The following is a 19170-nucleotide window of genomic DNA, read 5'->3' on the forward strand; positions in this document are numbered from 1 at the left end:
CTCAGACACCTGCCAGTTCCGCGGCTTGCCCAGTCTGTGCGGCAGCCTGTTCCGCGGCACGGTATTCCGGTGACTGGCCAGCTATGGTGCGTCCGGCGAGGTAGCCCATGGTCATGATAGGTCCCAGGGTGGCGCCGGCGCCGGGATAGCCTGCGGCGTAGGCGTTTTCCGCCGTGTTGCCGGCGGCGAACAGGCCCGGGATGGGGCGGTTGTCGACGTCGAGCACGCGGGCCAGACCGTCGGTGGCCACACCGCCGTTGGTGCCGAAGGCGCCGTTGACCACTTCCAGGGCGTAGAACGGTCCGGACTGGAGCGGGCCAAGCGAGGGGTTCGGCCACGGGTTGTCGTCGTCGCCCCAGTACTTGTCGTAGGCGCTCTCGCCGCGGCCGAAATCGGGATCCTCGCCCTTGACGGCAAACTCGTTGAACCGGGCCACTGTCGCGGCGAGGTTCGCAGCCGGAACGTTGATCTTCGCGGCCAGTTCCTCAAGGGTTGCCGCCTCGATCAGATAGCCCGGCGTCGGCTGGCCGGCCCGGTGCGCCAGGATGCCGTAACGCTCCAGGTAGCCGTGGTCCACGACCACATGCGCCGGGGTGTTGAGGGTCCGGTTCGCGGCGGAATCCCAGGACTGCAGGCTGCGGGCGAGGTCATTGTAGTTCTGCGACTCGTTGGCGAAGCGGCGGCCATGGCGGTTCACCATGATCGATCCGGGCCCTTGGCGTTCGAAGCGGAGCAGGGTGCCCACAGGCTGCCCGTCGCGGATGTCGCCCGTGACGGACATCGGCGCCCACCACGCTTCGCGGGTGCCGCGGGTCTGGCCACCGATGCGCTGCGACATCCGCAGCCCGTCCCCGGTGTTCGACGGCGGCGAGCACATTGTGTACAGCCGCGAAGCGAGCATCGAGTCGGCCAGAGCCTTGTCCCATTCGAAGCCTCCGGTGGCCAGCACCACGCCGTCATTCGCCCGGAAGGCCTCGCCGGATTCCAGTTCGACGCCGGTCACCCGGCCGCCGTCGGTGAGCAGGCGGTGCCCGCGTGCCCCGGTGACCAGCGCGGCACCGTCGCGGACCAGGCTGGCAAGCAGCATGGAGACGAGGGCCTGGCCCTTGGCCACGAGCCCCTCGTCCTGGCGCCCGGCCAGTTCGTCCCACGGGAACTTGGTGAAGGCGCCCCAATTTTCGTATTCCTGCATGGTGAACGGCGCGCGGCCGTCGCTGCGGACGTGTGCCATGCGATCGCCCAGGGCTTCCCTGCTGTTGAACAGCTCGGGCTCCACCGTCCGGCCGCCTTCCATGGCGCCGGGTAGGTCCTGCCGGTAGTCGGGGAAGTTGTCGAGGAAGATGAAGCGGACGCCGCATTCTTCTTCCACGAAGCGGAGCATCTGGTCGCCGTAGTTGAGTGCTGCATTCAGGAGTTCGTCCCGGCCGCGTCCGCGGGCCACGGCGCGCACATATTCGGCGGCTGCCTCCTTGGAATCGGCAATGCCGGCCTTCCGTGCGTGGTGGTTGTCTGCCACCCAGAGCATTCCGCCGGAGACGGCGGAGGTGCCGCCCAGCAGTTCGCTTTTCTCCAGCACGATGATCGATTTGCCGGCCCGGGCTGCTGTGGCGGCGGCGGTGAGCGCGCCCGCACCGGAGCCCACGACGACGACGTCGTAGCTGTCCGAGGCGGTTCCGTTGATGAATTTCATGGTGGTGGTGTTCCCTTTCAGAGGAAGAAATGCCCTGCACAGCTCCCGCGGCGGGGCTGGGGCGGCTGGGGCCGGACGGCGGGGTCAGACGGCGGTGTAGCCGCCGTCGATCACGAGCTCGGACCCTGTGGTGAAGCGCGATTCGTCGGATGCCAGGTACAGCACGCCGTAGGCGATCTCGTCCGGCTGGCCCTGGCGGGGCAGCGGGTTGGAGCCGACCAGCTGCTTGTAATAGGCCTCGGCGCCGATCTCGGACTGCTCGGCCGAGCGGCGGCTCATCCTGGTGTTCATCGATCCGGGGTGGATCGAGTTCACCCGGATGCCGTACCGTCCGTAGGCCGCCGCGTCCGACTTGCTCAGGAGCCGGACGGCGCCTTTGGTGGCGTGGTAGAGCGGCACATTCCTTCCCCCGGTGATGCCATGGATGGAGGAGAAGTTGACGATGCTGCCGGTGCCCTTTTCGATCATGCCGGGGACCACGTGCTTGGTCATGAGCCAGACGCCCTTGACGTTGACGTTGAAGATCGTGTCAAAATCCGCCACGGACGCCGTATGGGATGCGCCGGCGGGGCCGATGATTCCGGCGGCGTTGACCAGGATGTCCGGTGCGCCCAGTTCGTCGCGGACCCGGCGGATGGCGTCGGCGACGCTGACCTCGCTGGTGACATCGACGTCGTACTCGTGAATGCTTGCGTGTGCCGCAGCAACCGGGATGCCGGCAACGTCCAGGCTGGCGATCACGGCGCCGTGTTCAGCCAGGAGGGCGGCGGTGGCGCTGCCCAGGTCGCCGCGGCCTCCGGTGACGATGGCGGTCTTTCCGGCCACGCGGTTCTGTGTGGGATTCATGGGTGCTCCTCGTGCTCCTGCAGCCTCTTCGCTGCGTCCTAGCCAGAGTGGCAGGGGAGTTGTGATGGGGACCACATGATTACCGATGAACGGAAAAACTTAGTTCTAGTGGCTTTGGCGGAGCGTTCCCTTCAGCTCGCCTTGCCAGCCGAGCGCCCTTGATATGCCACGGGCGGCGGCCATCAGGACGGGTACCCGGGCGGCCGCGTTCTCCTCGTTGCGCGGCACTACCACGCTGAGTGCGGCGCGGACGGTGTTGTCGGGCCCGAAGACGGGGACGGCGATGCCGCTGGATTCGGGCACGATCACGCCCGGCATGGCGGCGAAGCCGCGCTGCCTGATCTCAGCCAGGTGGCGGCGGAGTACAGCGGGATCGGTCAGGGTGGTTTCGGTGAACTTGGTCAGGGGCCGGGCCAGGATAGTGTCCTGATAGGCGGCGGAGGAGTGGGCCAGCAGGACCAGGCCCGAGGACGTTGCATGGATGGGCAGCCTGCCGGCGATCTTGGTGATGTCGACGATGGTTTTGTCGGAGCCCAACCGCTCGATGTACAGGACCTCGTCGGAATCAAGGATGCCCAGGGTGGTGGAGTGCTGCACCACGGCCTGGACGTCCTCCATGAACGGCAGGGCGGCTTCCCGCAGCCCCAGCATCTTGGACCCGCGGGAAACGAGTTCCCACATCCGGGTGCCGATGTGGATGTCACCGCCGGATTCACGTTCGAGGAGCCGTTCGAGCAGCAGGTCATTGACCAGGCGGTAGGTCGTGGTCACGGGCAACCCGGTCCGGCGCCCCAGCTCGGCGACGCTCATGGAGGTGTGGCGGTCGTCGAACGCGCTCACGATCTTCACGAAGCGGCCGATAATCGACTCGCCCGATGGGGAATTGGCCACGGTTCCTCCTCAGGATTCCCGCTCAATGGTAATCCTCCTCCCGGGCGGCCGTGCTCCCCGTTCTACTGGGGGTTTGTCAGTCAACGCCTGCCGCCGCAAAGGAGTGGCCTGCAGGCAGAACGGAGCAGGAACCATGACAGAAACCGCAAAGACGGCGGTCTGTGACGTACTCGTCATCGGATCCGGCGTGGCCGGAATGGCCGCGGCACTAAAGGCCGCCTCGCAGGGATTGAGCGTGATCGTCGCCGAAAAGGAACAGTACTTTGGCGGAACCACCGCGATATCCGCGGGCTGGGCCTGGGTTCCCGGCAACAAGCAGGGCCTGGCGCAGGGCGATACGCGCGAGGACGCCGAGACCTACCTGAAGAACCTGGCGCCGGAGACGTTCAACGAGGCAGGAGTGCGGAACTTCCTGGACACCGTGCCCGAGGCGATCTCCTTCTTCGAAAACGAAACCGACGTGAAATTCACCTACCCGGAGAAGGCCCCGGATTACCAGATGGACCTGCCCGGCGCGAAGCTCTCCGGCCGGGCCATCCTGCCGCAGGACGTGGACGCACGGGTGCTCGGCAACAAGCGGCTGCTGATGCAGCCGTACATGAGTTCCTATACGGTCTTCGGCTACATGCCGCAGGTGGGGCCGGACATCAACGAGTTCTTCCACGTGAACCAGTCGGTCAAGTCCTTCATCTACGTCGCCAGGAAGCTGCTGCGCACCTGGGCCGACGCTGCCCGCTACAAGCGTCCGGTCCTGCGCTCCAACGGCAACGCCCTGATGACCCGCATGGTCAAAAGCGCCGACGACCTGGGCGTCCGGCTGTGGAAGTCTTCACCGGCACTGTCCCTCACCAGGGACGACGCCGGGACCGTCACCGGTGCGGTCATCGGCGGAGAGCGGGCCGTCACCGTCACCGCCCGTTCCGGCGTCATCCTCGCGGCCGGTGGGTTCTCCGGGAACAGGGAACTGCGGCAGCGGTATTTCCCGCACGACGCCGGCGGCGACAACCACTTCACCCCCACCATCGGCCACGGCGGCGACGCCGCCACCCTGGCGATGGGAGCCGGCGGCTACATCGACGATTCCGTGTTCAGCGTGGGCTCCTGGGCGCCGGTGACCGTGTTCAAATATCTCAGCGGTGAACAGCGGCTCTTCCCGCACCTGCGCGCGATCGGCCTGCCCGGGCTTATCGCCGTCGACCGCCGCGGTAGGCGCTTCGGCAACGAGGCCCTGAGTTACCACGACTTCGGCGGGGCCATGATCGGGCACAACAAGGACGAGGACAGGACCTTCGGCTACGTGATCGGCGACGCGAAAACGATGCACAAATACGGCATCGGCTACGCCAAGCCCTGGCCCATGCCCCGGGGCTACTTCTACCGGACCGGCTATTTGGTGAAGGGGAACACCCTTGCTGAGCTGGCCGGAAAGCTCGGCATCGATGCAGCGGGCCTGGAAGCGACAGTCGCTGAATTCAACCCGGCCGCGGAGCGCGGCGAGGACCCGGCCTTCGGCCGCGGTTCCACCCAGTACAACCACTTCCGGGGCGACCTCGAGCACAAGCCGAACCCGAACCTGGCGCCGGTGGGCAAGGGGCCCTACTACGCGGCGAAGATCCAGATGGGCGATCTGGGCACGTTCGCTGGCCTCGGCGTCAACGAACACTCCGAGGTGGTCACTGCTGAAGGATCAGTGGTGCCCGGCCTCCTGGCCGTGGGTGCGGCTGCGGTGAGCGTCTTCGGCGGCGGCTACCCCGGCTACGGCTCCCACATCGGCCCGGCTTTGGTTTTCGGCTACCGTGCCGGGCGGGACATCGCCAGGCTCGCCGGGGACCGAAACGGGACAGCGCGGACCGGGTGGCAGCCGGCCAACATGGCGGCCAGTTAGTGGCGGCCAGTTAAGCGGGGCCGGAGAACGCCATGGCCAACTCGCCCTCGGGGGAATCGGTGATCAGCCGCGTGGTGCGGCTCATGAGTGCCTTCGACCGGGACCTGCCGGCCATGACGCTCTCCGGCCTCGCACGCCGCGCCGGCCTTCCGCTGACCACCGCGCACCGGCTCGTGGACGACCTGGTCCTGCACGGCCTGATTGAGCGGCTGCCGGACGGGAACCTGTGCTCCGGGATGCGGATGTGGGAGCTCGCAGCCCGTGGCTCGCGTGCGCTGAACCTTCGTGAGGTGGCGCTGCCGTTCATGGAGGATGTCCAGGCGGCCGTGCACCAGCACACCACGCTTGCCGTGCTCGACCACGGGACGGTGCTGTACGTGGAGCGCCTCTCCTCGCCGCGCTCCAGCCTGGACGCCGCCCACATTGCACAGCGGATGCCCATCCACGCCGCCTCCTCCGGCCTGGTGCTGCTGGCTTTCTCGCCGCCCGCAGTTCAGGCCGAGGTGCTCTCGAAGCCGCTGAAGATCGTGACCCCCGAGACCATCACTGACCCTGTACTCATCCGCAAGCACCTGGCCGAGATCAGGCAGCGCGGCTACGTTGCCCTGCCAGGCATTGGCGTCACCGAGTGGACGGGCATCGCTGTGCCCGTCTTCGGGCCGGGCAACACGATCGCGGCGGCGCTCAACGCCATCGTGCCGCGGCAGGAAGCGGCTGTTCCCTTGACCGTTCCCGCTCTCCTGACCGCCGCGCACGGGATCTCCCGCGCCCTAAGATCCCCGGCTGAGGGCCGGCCCCGCTGAAATCCGCCCAGCCCGGAGAACAGGCCGACTTTCGCAACCGATCAACGGAAGACCTATGGGGGCGGGTGCGGCGGATCGCGCACTGTGGAGTGAGAGGCGGATCACATCGGATTCCGCCGATGCCCACCGGAAAGAAGGACGATGATGTCTTGCCCGCTGACAGCAGCACCCCCGGCCGCCACGCACGGCAGCAGCACCCGCGCGACATTGCCACCGTACTCACATGAACTCGACTGGCCCCAGGGGATGGCGCCCTTCAAGGTGGTGGACGACGGGACCCAGGGGGATCCCTACCGCCACTACCAGTGGATGCGCGAGAACGCCCCGGTGCTCCGTGCCCATTCACCCGTATCGGATGTCTGGTTCATCTCCCGGTACGATGACGTCCGCCGGGCCATGCGGGCACCGAAAGTCTTCTCATCGCAGGTTGTGGACCCGGTCCCGCTGACCTTCCTGACGCTGTTCGACGCCCCCAACCACACCAGGCTCCGCCAGGTGGTGGCGCAGGCCTTCATCCCCAAGGCCATCGCCCGCTTCGAGGACCGGGTGCGGGAGAATGCGGAAAAGTACCTGGCGCCGATGCTCGCCGCCGGCGGCGGGGACGCCGTGGACGACTACGCCATCCCGCTGAGCATGTCCACCATCAGCGCCCTGCTCGACGTTCCTGCCGAGGACTTCGAGAAGATGAAGTTCTGGTCCGACGAGACCTTCAGCTACTTCGGCCGGCTGGCCCGCAACGCCCAAGGTACGGGCACGGACGAGCAGAGCACCCTCGAGTTCTTCGCCTACCTGAAAGACACCATGGAGCGCCTGTACCGCGAGGAGAGCGACTCCGTCGGCGGACACATCGCCCGCATGTGGAAGGAAGGCCTGCTCAGCGAGAAGGAAGCCAAAGAACTCTGCGCCTTTGTCTTCGTCGCCGGCCATGACACCACGACCATCCTCCTGGCCAACGCGTTCCGAATGTTCAGCGAACAGCCGGACCTGCTGGACCGGATCCGCCGGAATCCGGACGATGCGAACCTCTTCGTCGAGGAACTGGCCCGTTTCCGGGGCACCGTCCAGCGGGCCAGCCGGATCACCACGGAGGAGGTGGAGGTTGCCGGCGTGACGATTCCCGCCGGCGCCATTGTCCGGCTGCTGCCCGCAGCCGCGAACCGGGACAGCAGCAAGTATCCGGACGGCGAACGCTTCGACATCGACCGCAACACCGACGGCCACCTGGGCTTCGGGCACGGGGTCCACAGCTGCCTTGGCGCGCCCCTTGCCAGGCTTGAGGTGCTGGTCACGGTGAAGCTGCTCGCAGAGAAACTGGGGTCGCTCAGCCTGGATCCGGACAAGCCCATCGAGTACGTGCGCGGCAACAACCTGACGAACTCGGGCCCGGAGCACCTCCACGTGATGCTGCAGCGGGTCAACGGGGATCAAATCAACGCAGATCAAATCAACGTAGGGCAGCCCAATGCATAGCGGCACCGGAACACCAGCTGTACTGACCCAGGACCCGGTGGTCATCGTCGGCGCGGGACACTCCGGCGTCGCCGTCGCCGCGGGACTCCGCGCCCGGGGCTGGAAAGGCGGCATTCTGCTGATCGACGCGGAGCAGGAACTGCCCTATGAGCGGCCGCCGCTCTCCAAGGAACTCCTGAAAGACGGCGCTTCCGATGACTCAGCCGTGCTCCGCAAGCAGAAGTTCTACGCGGACAAGGGCATCGAGAGGCTCGCCGGGGTCGCCGCGGAGTCCATCGACAGGGATGGCCGGGCGGTGCTGCTGTCCGACGGAACGCGGCAGGTATATCACCGGCTGGTCATCGCCACAGGTTCACGGGCGCGGCCCCTCACTGTGCCCGGTGCCGGTCTTCCTGGAGTTCGGTCTCTGCGGACCCGGGCCGACGCCCTCGAACTCAAGCGGCTCCTGGTCCCGGGGACCCGGGTGGCCATCATCGGCGCCGGATACATCGGACTGGAAGTGGCTGCAGCGGCGGCCGCGAAAGGTTGTGAGGTCACGGTGCTCGAATTCCAGGATCGCGTGATGAGCCGGGTAACGTCCGCCCCGGTCTCGCGCCACTTCGAGCAGCTCCACGGGCGCCATGGCGTCCGGTTCGTCTTCGGCGCCGCGGTCACCTCGATCGACGGCGTAAAACGGGCCGAAGGCGTGACCGTCGCCGACGGCACTGCCTTTCCTGCCGACGTCGTACTCGCCGGCATCGGCGTCCTGCCCAACCAGGAGCTGGCGGCGGACGCTGGCCTCGAGTGCCGGGACGGCATCCTCGTGGACGGCGACGGCCGGACTACCGATCCCGCCATCTACGCCAGCGGGGACGTCACGCGGTTCACCAGCCCCATCGACGGCGCCAGCCAGCGGCTCGAGTGCATCCAAAACGCGCTCGCACAGGCGGACAGCGTGGCCGCTCACATCACCGGCCAGGCGGCCGCTGAACCGGAAGTCCCGTGGTTCTGGACCGTTCAGCACGGCGTCCGGCTGCAGACCGCGGGCGTCCGCCACCCCGAGGACCAGGTCATCGTCCGCGGCGAGCCCGCCGGCGGCAAATTCTCGGTGGTGTATCTCCGTGATGGCAGCCTCGCCGCCGTCGACACCATCGCCAACCTGACCGACTTCCGCACCGCCAAGCGGCTTATAGCCCAGGGAGCCCGGATCGACCCGGTGCTTGCTGAGGACCCCGCCATACCCCTCGCCGAAGCCATCTCCGGCACCCCCAACCATCCCGACGCTGACCTTGCAGCAGCCCGATCCTAAGGAAACCGGCATGAGCAACAACAAACTGACTGTCGTCGACCGCGAAGGCACCACCCATGACCTTGAATGGGAGCCTGACCAGAGCATGATGGAGGCCCTCCGGGACAACGACCTCCCCGTACTGGCATCCTGTGGCGGCACCGCCTCCTGCGCCACCTGCCACGTGTTCCTGGAGCAGGAGGTCTTCGACACCCTCGAGGACCGCAGCGAGGACGAACTCGAGCTGCTCGTGGAGGCCGAGGGCTACCGGGAATGCGGCTCGCGGCTCTCCTGCCAGGTGGGCTTCAGCCGGGACCTCAACGGGGTCACCGTGACGCTGGCGCCCGAGGAGTAGGCGCCGGTTGCAGCCCTACGTGCGGGGCGGGTCGGTCACCGCGACCCGCACCGCGCAGGCGTCCGCCGCGGCTTTCTTCAGGACGGCGGCGCGGGGATCGGCAACGTCGAGGTAGGCAAGCCGCGGCAGGCCTGCCCAAGGTTTCAGGGCAGGGTGCGCCAGGACTTCGTCGGCCAGGGCGCGGTCGCCGCCCGGGAGGATGTACTCGAAGGCCTGGCCGCCAAACACAAGCCGGGCCTGCTCCGCGACCGCCTCCACCATCGCGCCCGCCTGGTTGGAGCGGCGCCGCGCAAACCTTTGCTGGGACTGGCCTCCCGCAGCGGTCCGGGACTGCACGTACTTGGAGCCCGTTTTGGACGCGTAGATCACACCTTCGCTGGCGACCGCCACGGCGTAGCCTCCCCGACGGACCAGGACAAGCGCTATCCTGCGGGGCTGGGACGCCAGCGATGCCAGCCGCTCCACCAGATCGGATCCGCGCCCCGGCCGGCCGTCGTCGGGCCAGGGGGCCTGCAGCAGCGCAGTCGCGCCGTCGGCCGCAAGCAGCCGCACACCGTCGTCGTGGTCTTCAATCTCAAGGGGGCCATGGCCTGCGGCGAAGCGGTCCACCCAGCCGGCCAGCCGCGGGCCGGCCACGAACGCGGTGCGTGAGGCCGGGGAAGGGCGTCCGGCGGGTGAAGCGCTGTGGGGCATTGCCGAATCCCTTGCTTTCGTGACCGGACTTTGTCCGCTGAATCTATGAGTAGCCTATCTATGTGACTGATCTCTTTGGCTCGGGTCCGGGCAACGACGACGAGGGCGACGACGCGCCGCCGGACGGTGGCCCGAGCGCCGGGACGCCGGGCGCGTCCCGGACCACTTCGTTGCGCAGTCCGCTGGCTGTCCGGATGCGGCCGCGCACCCTGGATGAAGTGGTGGGCCAGCAGCACCTGCTCGGCCAGGGATCGCCGCTGCGCCAACTGGCTGCAGGTGCCGAGGCGGGCGGTCCCGCCGGTCCCAGCTCCCTCATCCTCTGGGGGCCGCCGGGCACCGGAAAGACAACGCTGGCGCACGTGATCGCCAGGGGACCGGGGCGGAAGTTCGTGGAACTCTCGGCGCTCACGGCCGGAGTCAAGGACGTCCGCCGGGTCATGGATGAGGCACTCACCGCCCGCGACCTCTACAAGACCACGACAGTGCTGTTCCTGGACGAGATCCACCGCTTCAACAAGGCCCAGCAGGACGCGCTGCTGCCCGGCGTCGAGAACCGCTGGGTGGTGCTCGTGGCGGCGACCACCGAAAACCCGTCCTTCTCCGTGGTCTCGCCGCTGCTGTCCCGATCCCTGCTGCTCACCCTGAGGCCCCTGACCGACGCCGATATCGAAGGCCTGCTCCAGCGCGCCGTGGCGGACGTCCGCGGGCTCAACGGCGCGGTCCGGCTCAGCGACGAAGCCCTGGCCCACCTCGTCCGGCTGTCCGGCGGGGACGCGCGTCGCGCCCTGACGGCGCTCGAAGCAGCCGCCGGGGTTGCGTTTGGCGACGCGGACGACGTCGGCACCTCCGTGGGTGCCGTCGGCACCGATGCGGACGTCACCACTGGGGACGGCACCACTGGAGGCGGCGCCGCTGTCGTCAGCGCAGCCCGGCCGACCGCTGCGAAATCGGCCGCTCCCGAACCTGTCATTGTCGATCTCCGGCGCACCGAGCGGGCGCTCGACGTTGCCGCTGTCCGCTACGACCGCGCCGGCGACCAGCACTACGACGTTGCCAGCGCCTTCATCAAGTCCATCCGCGGCTCCGACGTGGACGCGGCCCTGCACTACCTCGCCAGGATGCTGGAAGCGGGGGAGGACCCGCGCTTCGTGGCCCGGCGCATTGTGATCTCCGCCGCCGAGGACGTCGGCATGGCAGACCCCACCGCCCTGCAGACCGCCGTCGCAGCGGCGCAGGCCGTCCAGCTCATCGGCATGCCTGAAGGCCGGATTGTCCTGGCAGAAGCGGTGGTTCACCTCGCCACGGCGCCGAAGTCCAATGCCGCCTACCTCGGCATCAACAAGGCCATCGCCGATGTGCGGGCCGGGCTGGGGAACGGGATTCCGGCGCCCCTGCGGGACGCGCACTACCCGGGATCGAAGCAGTTGGGCCACGGCCTCGGCTACAAGTACGCCCACGATGCCCCCCATTCCGTGGCCACCCAGCAGTATCCGCCGGACGATCTTGTGGGCCGCGACTACTACGAACCCACCGGCAACGGCGCGGAGCGGGACATCGCCGTCCGGCTCGAGCGGCTGCGGAAGATCGTCCGGGGTAAGTGACCACCGTGGTAGGATGGATGCTTGTCTGGCAAGGCACGGACGCACAATCCACCGAATTTTCCGTTTGATGGAGCTGTGCCCTGCGCCCAGTAGCAAAAGGCAGCGGTTGGCCGATGCTCTCCATCGTGGAGGCCAGTAACACTGACACACCGCAGTTATTGGAAGGACACAAGTGGCTAACAACACTCGTGCTCGCCGTCAGGCCCGCCTCTCGCGGTCCCTCGGCATCGCTCTGACCCCCAAGGCCGCCAAGTACATGGAGCGCCGCCCGTACGGCCCCGGTGAGCATGGCCGTGCCCGCAAGAAGCAGGACTCCGACTACGCCGTACGTCTGCGCGAAAAGCAGCGTCTGCGCGCCCAGTACGGCATCCGCGAAGCCCAGATGACCCGTGCCTTCGAAGAAGCACGCCGCACCAAGGGCCTGACCGGTGAAAACCTGATCGAACTGCTCGAAATGCGTCTCGACGCCCTCGTGCTGCGTGCCGGCTTCGCCCGCACCATCGCCCAGGCCCGCCAGCTGGTTGTGCACCGCCACATCCTGGTTGACGGCATCCGCGTTGACCGCCCGTCTTTCCGCGTCGGCGAGGGCCAGCTGGTCCACGTTCACAGCCGCAGCGAAACCATGCCTCCGTTCCAGGTTGCAGCAGCCGGCGCGCACCGCGACGTCCTGCCCCAGGTCCCGGCCTACCTGGACGTCAAGCTTGACGCCCTGCAGGCACGCCTGGTCCGTCGCCCGAAGCGCTCCGAGGTCCCCGTGACCTGCGAAGAGCAGCTCGTCGTCGAATTCTACGCACGCTAAATTTTCGGCGTACCCAAGGAAGCCCGTGGCAAGCGCCGCGGGCTTCTTTGTATGTAAGGTACTTGGGGGACATCCGCGGCTGCAGCACGCTGCCGCCGCGCACCGAGTACCGTTCCACGGAGTTTCAAGGAGATGAACGTCTATGTCTGGTGGCGATATTGCCGGCCTGATCGCGGCCGGGGTATTTGCGCTCCTGGTCCTGTTGCTTGCTGTCCCGATCCTCAAGCTCGGCCGGGTATTCGATGAGGTGCGGACCTCGATCCGTTCCATCAGCGACGGCGCAACGCCCCTCATGGACGAAGTCACCGCCACCGTCTCCACCACCAACCAGCAGCTGAAGAAAGTGGATGGCATCGCCTCCAACGTTTCGGACGCCTCGGCCAACCTTTCGGCGCTGTCGTCCCTGGTTGCCGCCACGGTGGGCTCTCCCCTGATCAAGGTTGCAGCCTTCAGCTATGGCGTGCGCTCCGCCTTCGCCGCCCGCAAAAAGCCCGCCGCCGGCCGTCGCAGCCGCTAAGCCACCCGGAGAACTGAAATGAAGAGACTTGTCTGGATGGGCATCGGCGTTGCAATCGGTGTCATCGCTTTCCGCAAGGTGACCGAGGCACAGGCGACCCTGGGGCCTGAAGGCCTGAACCGGGCCGTGGGCAGGCTGGCCGACGGCGTCTACGACTTCGCCGACGCCGTCCGCGCTGGAATGCGCGAGCGGGAAACCGATCTGCGCACCGCGCTCGGCGTCGAGTCCCAGGACGTTGTCCGCCGCTAGCACGGCCGCGAGAGAATTAAACGAGAGAATTAAGCCAGCAGGATCCGCCGCTATCGCCGGAACTGCCACTGAATCAAATTGTCACGCGCCAGAATGCGTGAACCAAGAAGGGTATGTAATCAGCTCATGAAGTCGCAGGAGATCACAAAGCGCTGGGTGGACTTTTTCGTCAGCAAAGGCCACACCGCGGTTCCCTCCGCGTCGCTGGTGTCCAGCGACCCCTCCCTGCTGTTCACAGTTGCGGGCATGGTCCCGTTCATCCCTTACCTGACGGCACGTGAGGAAGCGCCCTACTCCCGTGCCACCAGTGTGCAGAAGTGCATCCGCACCGGCGACATCGAGGAAGTGGGCAAGACTGCCCGTCACGGCACGTTCTTCCAGATGTGCGGCAACTTTTCCTTCGGCGACTACTTCAAGGAAGACGCCATCAAGTTCGCCTGGGAACTGCTGACCACCAGCGTCGAGAACGGCGGCTACGGCCTGCCGCCGGAACTGCTGTGGGTGACTGTCTACGAAGAAGACGACGAAGCCAAGGACCTGTGGCTGAAGAACACCGGCGTCCCGGCCAGCCGCATCCAGCGCATGGGCAAGGCGGACAACTACTGGCACACGGGCCAGCCCGGCCCGGCCGGCCCCTGCTCGGAGATCTACTACGACCGCGGCTCCGCCTACGGCGTCGAAGGCGGGCCCATTGCCGACGAGAACCGTTACGTGGAGATCTGGAACCTGGTGTTCATGCAGTACCAGATCGACAACGTCCGTTCCAAGGACGACTTCGACATCGTGGGCGAACTGCCCAAGAAGAACATCGACACCGGCCTCGGCATGGAACGCCTCGCCATGATCCTGCAGGGCGTCGAGAACATGTACGAGACCGATCAGGTCCGGCCGGTCATCGACAAGGCCGCCGAGCTTTCCGGCAAGGAATACACCTCCGCAGAAACGGACGACGACCCGCACCACACCGATGACGTCCGGATGCGCGTTGTGGGCGACCACATCCGTTCGGCCCTGATGCTTATCGCCGACGGCGTGACACCCTCCAATGAAGGCCGCGGCTACGTGCTGCGACGCCTGATCCGCCGCGCCGTGCGTTCGATGCGCCTGCTCGGCGTCGAAAAGGCCTGCCTGCCGGACCTCCTGCCCGCCTCGCGGGACGCTATGAAGGGCGTCTACCCGATTGTGGAGACGGACTTCGAACGCATCAGCCGCATCGCCTACGCGGAAGAAAAGGCCTTCCTGCGGACCATCGCCTCCGGCACGGCACGCCTCGAGGACGCCGTGAACGAATCGAAGGCTGCCGGCCGTCCACTGTCCGGAGCCGACGCGTTCACGCTCCACGACACGTACGGCTTCCCGATCGACCTCACGCTGGAAATGGCCGAGGAAGCCGGGCTGAAGGTCGACGAGCCCGAATTCCGCAAGCTCATGCTCGAGCAGCGCAAGCGCGCCCAGGCGGACGCCAAGGGCAAGAAGGGCGCCCACGCGGACCTCAGCGCCTTCCAGGAACTGCTCTCCGAGGGTGAGACGGTCTTCACCGGCTACACCGACCTCGACGGCGAATCGCGGGTCCGCGGGATCCTCAGCGCCGGCCGCAAAGTTTCACAGGCAGCCACCGGCGACGAGATCGAGCTGGTCCTCGCCGAGACGCCGTTCTATGCCGAAGCCGGCGGCCAGGCTGCGGACACGGGCCTGATCACGGGTGATGGCTTCGTCGTCGAGGTCCTGGACGTCCAGCGGCCGGTGAAGGGGCTGAGCGTCCACAAGGCAATCGTGCGTGAAGGTGAAATCGCCTCCGACGCGCTGGTCAGGGCAGCGGTGGACCGCGAACGGCGTCACGCCGCCGAGCAGGCGCACACGGGCACGCACATTGTCCATGCCGCGCTGCACCAGATCCTCGGTCCTCAGGCCGTCCAGCGCGGTTCTTACAACAAGGCCGGCTACCTGCGCTTCGACTTCGCCTGGGGCGAAGGACTCAGCACGGCCACGCGCTCGGAGATCGAGGAAGTGTCCAACCTGGCCATCCGGAACAACTTCCGCGTGGATACCAAGGTCATGCCCCTCGCCGAAGCCAAAGCCCTCGGCGCCATGGCCCTGTTCGGCGAGAACTACGGCAGCGAAGTCCGTGTCGTGGAGATCGACGGCGCATGGTCGCGTGAGCTGTGCGGTGGCACCCATGTTTCGAACACCTCCCTGATCGGCAGCCTGTCGCTGCTCGGGGAGCAGTCGGTCGGTTCGGGAAACCGCCGCGTAGAGGCCTTTGTGGGAATGGACGCCTTCCGGCACCTTGCCGCCGAACGCGCGCTTGTCACCGAGCTGACCGAAATGCTGAAGGTGCCGTCCGGCCAGCTTGCCGACCGGATCGCCACGACACTGACGAAGCTCAAGACGGCGGAAAAAGAGCTCGAGCGGCTCCGCAAGGAACAGCTCGCCGCCACAGCCGCCCAGCTCGTCGGAACCGCCCAGGACGCCGCCGGCGTGCGCGTCATAGCGCACGACGCCGGACAGGTCGGCGGAGCTGATGACCTCCGCGGCCTCGCCCTCGACCTGCGGAACCGCTTGGGATCCGCGGCTTCAACCGTGGCCGTGGCCGGCGTCAGCAACGACCGGCCGGTGATCCTCATCGCCACTAACGAGGCTGCGCGCGAAGCGGGCGTCAAGGCCGGCGCGCTGGTACGGCTCGCGGCCGGCATTCTCGGCGGCGGCGGAGGCGGCAAGGACGACGTTGCCCAGGGCGGCGGCACCGATGCGTCCAAGGTCGGCGCGGCGCTGTCGGCAGTCGTAGATTCCGTAACACGGCGCTAGTAAACAGTGACCTCATCTGCTGCACCCGGCGTCTACCCCCAGGGAATCAAACTGGGGGTGGACGTGGGCACCGTCCGCGTCGGCCTGGCGATCTGCGACAGTGACGCCATCCTGGCCACTCCCTTGAAGACCCTGGACCGCAATCCCAAGAAGAACTCGGACGTGCGGGTCATTGCCGGCCTTGCGGCGGAGCGTGGGGCAGTACAGATTTTCGTGGGCCTTCCGAGGACCATGAAAGGTGAAGAACATGCCTCCGCACGCATGGCCACGGAGTATGCCCAGTTGCTCGCAACGGAGCTTCAGCGTGCAGGATTGGACGTGCCCGTCCACCTCGTGGATGAGCGTCTTAGCACGGTTTCCGCGCACCGGCACCTCCACGAAGCTGGCATGAGCAGCAAAAATCACCGTAAAGTGGTAGATCAGGTTGCTGCTGCGGGAATTCTGCAGCACGCCATTGACATGCAAAAAGCCAGGGGAACGGATGTGGGGAGCCGCGTACGCGCGCTTTCGCAGCCGGGGCTTTCCGGAGACGCCGCAGCGGATCACGCTGCGCAGGCTGTCCCGGGGACAGAGACGCAATCTTCAGAGGACGGAAGGCTACAGTGAGCCCGGTCAACAGCGACGACGCCTCCGGCAGGAACTTCAGGACCGCCGGACGGCCGCTGACGCGCAAGGAAATCCGAGCCCGGGAGAAGTCCCTCACGGCGGATTCCGGGGACCTCGTGCCCGAACATGCCTACGAGTCGGAGGACGACGTGCCGGACGTTCCGGATCACCCCCCGGCCGCCCCGCCGCAGCGGGCTCCGCAGGCGCCGGCACCGGCACAGGCGCGGGTAGAGCAGCCGCTCCCCGTTGCCGTTCCGGCACCAGTTCCTGCGGCATCAGTTGCACCGATCCCATCGGCGGATGTTGTGGCACCCACGGTTGGTGTTCCCCTGGTCCCGCCCCTTTCGCCCACCATCCAGCCGACTGCTGGCCATCACGTGGACGCTGCCCCCGTTCCGCACGAGGATGTCCCCGTTCCGCACGAGTACGCGGCTGACACCCACGACTCCCATGGTGCCCACGCCGCCCATGGAGCTCACGCTGCCGACGCCTACGCCGGCGACACCCACGCTGGGCACGCCCACGGCGCTCACAAGCATGCTGCCCACGCGGCCCCCGCCCACGTGGCTTCCGCGGATGCCGATGCTGGGGGAGCGTACGTCCACGCTGACGAGATCCAGCACCCCGCTGTCCATGCAGAAGAGGACTACGCCGCTTACCACCACGACGCTCACCACGAGGTGGCGTTCGAGGATCATGAGCCGTATGAACACGAAGCGGTCGGGCACCAGCTGCTCGGCAGCGCCGAAAGCGTGACGACCGTTGCCCGTCCGTCGAAGAAGGTCCGCCGACGACGCCGGCTGGTGGCCCTGCTGCTGACCCTTGCACTCTTTGTCACAGCCGCAGTCGTAGGCGCCCAGTTCCTCAAACCGCTGCTCGGCGGCGGAAAACTCAGCGACTATCCCGGCCCCGGCACCGGACAGGTGAAGGTCAGCGTCCTTCCCGGCGAGGGGCCGGTATCGGTGGCGGCCAAGCTGGAGGAGGCGAGGGTGGTGGCCAACGCTGACACATTTGTTGCGGCACTCGCCGCATCGGACGGAACCCTCAACCCCGGCGAATACGACTTCAAGCAGGAAATGAAGAACGAGGACGCCGTATCCGTCCTGCTCAACGAGGGACAGTCGAAGGTCATGTACGTCGCGTTGAACGCCGGCCTTCGGATCAACGAATCACTGGAGGCGATCTCGGAAGGCTCGGGGATTCCGGTGGCGCAGTTCAAGGCACTCAGCGACTCGCCCCAACAATTCGGGCTCCCGGCCAAGGCAAAGAACCTCGAGGGCTTCCTCGCGCCGGGCGAGCACCGGTTTCCGCTGGGCTCCACGCCGAAGGACATCCTGACGGAACTCGTCAAAGTCACCAAGGATGAACTGAAGTCGCAGGGCGTTACGGATCCCGTGAAGCAATACGATGTCGTCACCGTGGCAAGCATCGTGCAGGCTGAGGGTGGCCAGGCAGAATACAAAGATGTTGCCGGCGCCATTTACAACCGCCTCAAGCCCAACAACACTGAGACGGCCGGGCTGATCCAGTCCGATGCCACGGTCACCTACGGCCTGGGCCGGAAGAGTTTCCACATCGACGAAGACGAAAAGGCGGACAAGTCCAATCCGTACAACACGTACGCGATCCCGGGACTGCCCGTGGGCCCCATCGGTTCGCCGGGAAAGACGGCCATCGATGCGGCGGCCAAGCCGAAGAAGAACGACTACATGTACTGGGTGACCATCAACCTGGACACCAAGGAGACCAAGTTCTCCAAGACGCTTGAGGAGCACCAGCGTTACGTTGATCAGTACAACGTCTGGTGCGAGGCCAACCCCGGCCGTTGCGTATGAGCCGCAGGGCGGCCGTCCTCGGGCATCCGATCGGCCATTCCAAGTCTCCCGCCCTGCATTTGGCAGCGTACACGCAGCTCGGCGAGCAGATCGGCTACAGCGCCATCGACGTGACGGAGGAGTCCCTTCCGGCGTTCATGGCGTCGGTGCGGGTTGAGGCGGGCTGGCGCGGGCTTTCCGTCACCATGCCGCTCAAGAAGGCCATGGTCAGTGAAGTCGACGAAATCCGCGGCGTGGCGCGCGTGCTAGGGGTCATCAACACCGTTGTGTTCGACGGTGAAGGTGCGTCCGGCAGGCGGATCGGCTATAACACGGATGTCGCCGGCATCATCAACGCCCTGCGCAATGCCGGGGCGGTCGAAGCCCCGGCCGCCGCTGTCCTCGGCGGCGGCGGAACGGCGGCGGCCGCGGTGGCTGCCCTTCAGGAACTTGGCGCAAAATCAATTGATGTCTACGTCAGGGACACGGCCCGGGCGGCCGAGGCCAGGGCCGCGGCCGCCGGCCTTGCCCTGGAGCTCACCGTGCGCCCCATGACCGAGGCCGTCGCCGGAATGGCGGGCGCCGACGTCGTCATTTCCACGCTGCCGCCGCGGGCGGCTGACGGTATGGCCCTGGAACTGGAGCAGCGGGGCGGGTCGACGGACGGTGTCCTGCTCGACGTCGCCTACGACCCCTGGCCCAGCCGCATCGCTGCTGCCTGGCAAAGAGGCGGCGGAACAGTGGTGCCCGGACTGGAGATGCTGTTGTACCAGGCAGTTGAGCAGGTCCGCCTTTTCACGGGCCGGGAGGATGCTGCAAGCGCCGAAGTCATAGATGTGATGTGTGACGCAGTCGGGGCACCCCGACGCGTGTAGTGAC

Annotated in this window: 17 protein-coding genes; 13 read left to right on the top strand and 4 right to left on the bottom strand. The window is 66.9% G+C overall.

The annotated features are described in order from the left end of the window. Position 1 precedes the first annotated feature (1 nt). From J7E80_RS02945 to J7E80_RS02955, 3 genes are all read right to left on the bottom strand, one after another. Positions 2–1690: an FAD-dependent oxidoreductase gene (locus J7E80_RS02945; protein WP_215049987.1), complete on the bottom strand. Its 1689-nt coding sequence runs from the start codon at positions 1688–1690 to the stop codon at positions 2–4. 84 nt (positions 1691–1774) lie between these two features. Next, positions 1775–2536 (bottom strand): SDR family NAD(P)-dependent oxidoreductase, encoded by a 762-nt coding sequence (locus tag J7E80_RS02950; RefSeq protein WP_215049988.1) that lies wholly within the window; start codon positions 2534–2536, stop codon positions 1775–1777. 105 nt (positions 2537–2641) lie between these two features. Continuing rightward, positions 2642–3427, bottom strand: a complete 786-nt coding sequence (locus J7E80_RS02955) for an IclR family transcriptional regulator (protein ID WP_215049989.1) — start codon at positions 3425–3427, stop codon at positions 2642–2644. 133 nt (positions 3428–3560) lie between these two features. On the opposite strand from J7E80_RS02955, the gene J7E80_RS02960 reads away from it, so the two are divergent. The 5 genes from J7E80_RS02960 to J7E80_RS02980 all read left to right on the top strand — a co-directional run bounded on the left by J7E80_RS02960 (position 3561) and on the right by J7E80_RS02980 (position 9207). After that, positions 3561–5312 carry an FAD-dependent oxidoreductase gene (locus tag J7E80_RS02960; protein WP_215049990.1) on the top strand — a complete coding sequence of 584 codons (1752 nt, stop codon included), beginning with the start codon at positions 3561–3563 and terminating at the stop codon, positions 5310–5312. Positions 5313–5344: 32 nt separating this feature from the next. Beyond that, positions 5345–6115, top strand: coding sequence for an IclR family transcriptional regulator (locus J7E80_RS02965; protein WP_215049991.1), 771 nt, complete (start codon positions 5345–5347; stop codon positions 6113–6115). A 141-nt stretch (positions 6116–6256) separates the two neighbouring features. After that, entirely contained in the window at positions 6257–7585 is a 1329-nt protein-coding gene (locus tag J7E80_RS02970; RefSeq protein WP_215049992.1) for a cytochrome P450, read from the top strand. After that, a complete protein-coding gene (locus J7E80_RS02975; RefSeq protein WP_215049993.1) occupies positions 7578–8873 on the top strand; it encodes an NAD(P)/FAD-dependent oxidoreductase in 1296 nt (431 codons plus the stop codon). The genes J7E80_RS02970 and J7E80_RS02975 overlap by 8 nt, the downstream gene beginning before the upstream one ends. 10 nt (positions 8874–8883) lie before the next feature. Continuing rightward, entirely contained in the window at positions 8884–9207 is a 324-nt protein-coding gene (locus J7E80_RS02980; RefSeq protein ID WP_215049994.1) for a 2Fe-2S iron-sulfur cluster-binding protein, read from the top strand. Between the two features lie 15 nt (positions 9208–9222). Here the strand turns inward: J7E80_RS02980 and J7E80_RS02985 are convergent, their stop codons facing one another. Continuing rightward, complete coding sequence (locus J7E80_RS02985; RefSeq protein ID WP_215049995.1) at positions 9223–9900, bottom strand: acVLRF1 family peptidyl-tRNA hydrolase; 678 nt, start codon at positions 9898–9900, stop codon at positions 9223–9225. Between the two features lie 62 nt (positions 9901–9962). Between J7E80_RS02985 and J7E80_RS02990 the strand changes: the two genes are divergently transcribed. The 8 genes from J7E80_RS02990 to J7E80_RS03025 all read left to right on the top strand — a co-directional run bounded on the left by J7E80_RS02990 (position 9963) and on the right by J7E80_RS03025 (position 19166). Continuing rightward, positions 9963–11501 (top strand): replication-associated recombination protein A, encoded by a 1539-nt coding sequence (locus tag J7E80_RS02990; RefSeq protein WP_215049996.1) that lies wholly within the window; start codon positions 9963–9965, stop codon positions 11499–11501. Between the two features lie 172 nt (positions 11502–11673). Then, on the top strand, positions 11674–12300 hold the full coding sequence (gene rpsD / locus J7E80_RS02995) for a 30S ribosomal protein S4 (RefSeq protein WP_215049997.1): 627 nt from the start codon (positions 11674–11676) through the stop codon (positions 12298–12300). 142 nt (positions 12301–12442) lie between these two features. Next, positions 12443–12817, top strand: a complete 375-nt coding sequence (locus tag J7E80_RS03000; RefSeq protein WP_215049998.1) for a DUF948 domain-containing protein — start codon at positions 12443–12445, stop codon at positions 12815–12817. 18 nt (positions 12818–12835) lie between these two features. Continuing rightward, positions 12836–13066, top strand: a complete 231-nt coding sequence (locus J7E80_RS03005) for a DUF6167 family protein (protein ID WP_215049999.1) — start codon at positions 12836–12838, stop codon at positions 13064–13066. A gap of 126 nt (positions 13067–13192) precedes the next feature. Further along, on the top strand, positions 13193–15871 hold the full coding sequence (gene alaS, locus J7E80_RS03010; protein ID WP_215050000.1) for an alanine--tRNA ligase: 2679 nt from the start codon (positions 13193–13195) through the stop codon (positions 15869–15871). Between the two features lie 6 nt (positions 15872–15877). After that, on the top strand, positions 15878–16477 hold the full coding sequence (gene ruvX, locus J7E80_RS03015; RefSeq protein ID WP_215050001.1) for a Holliday junction resolvase RuvX: 600 nt from the start codon (positions 15878–15880) through the stop codon (positions 16475–16477). Then, on the top strand, positions 16474–18312 hold the full coding sequence (gene mltG, locus J7E80_RS03020) for an endolytic transglycosylase MltG (protein WP_215050002.1): 1839 nt from the start codon (positions 16474–16476) through the stop codon (positions 18310–18312). The genes ruvX and mltG overlap by 4 nt, the downstream gene beginning before the upstream one ends. Beyond that, positions 18309–19166 (top strand): shikimate dehydrogenase, encoded by an 858-nt coding sequence (locus J7E80_RS03025; protein ID WP_215050003.1) that lies wholly within the window; start codon positions 18309–18311, stop codon positions 19164–19166. The genes mltG and J7E80_RS03025 overlap by 4 nt, the downstream gene beginning before the upstream one ends. Positions 19167–19170: the final 4 nt, after the last annotated feature.

The sequence above is a fragment of the Arthrobacter sp. ISL-28 genome, assembly GCF_018613875.1.
Classification (GTDB): Bacteria; Actinomycetota; Actinomycetes; order Actinomycetales; family Micrococcaceae; genus Arthrobacter.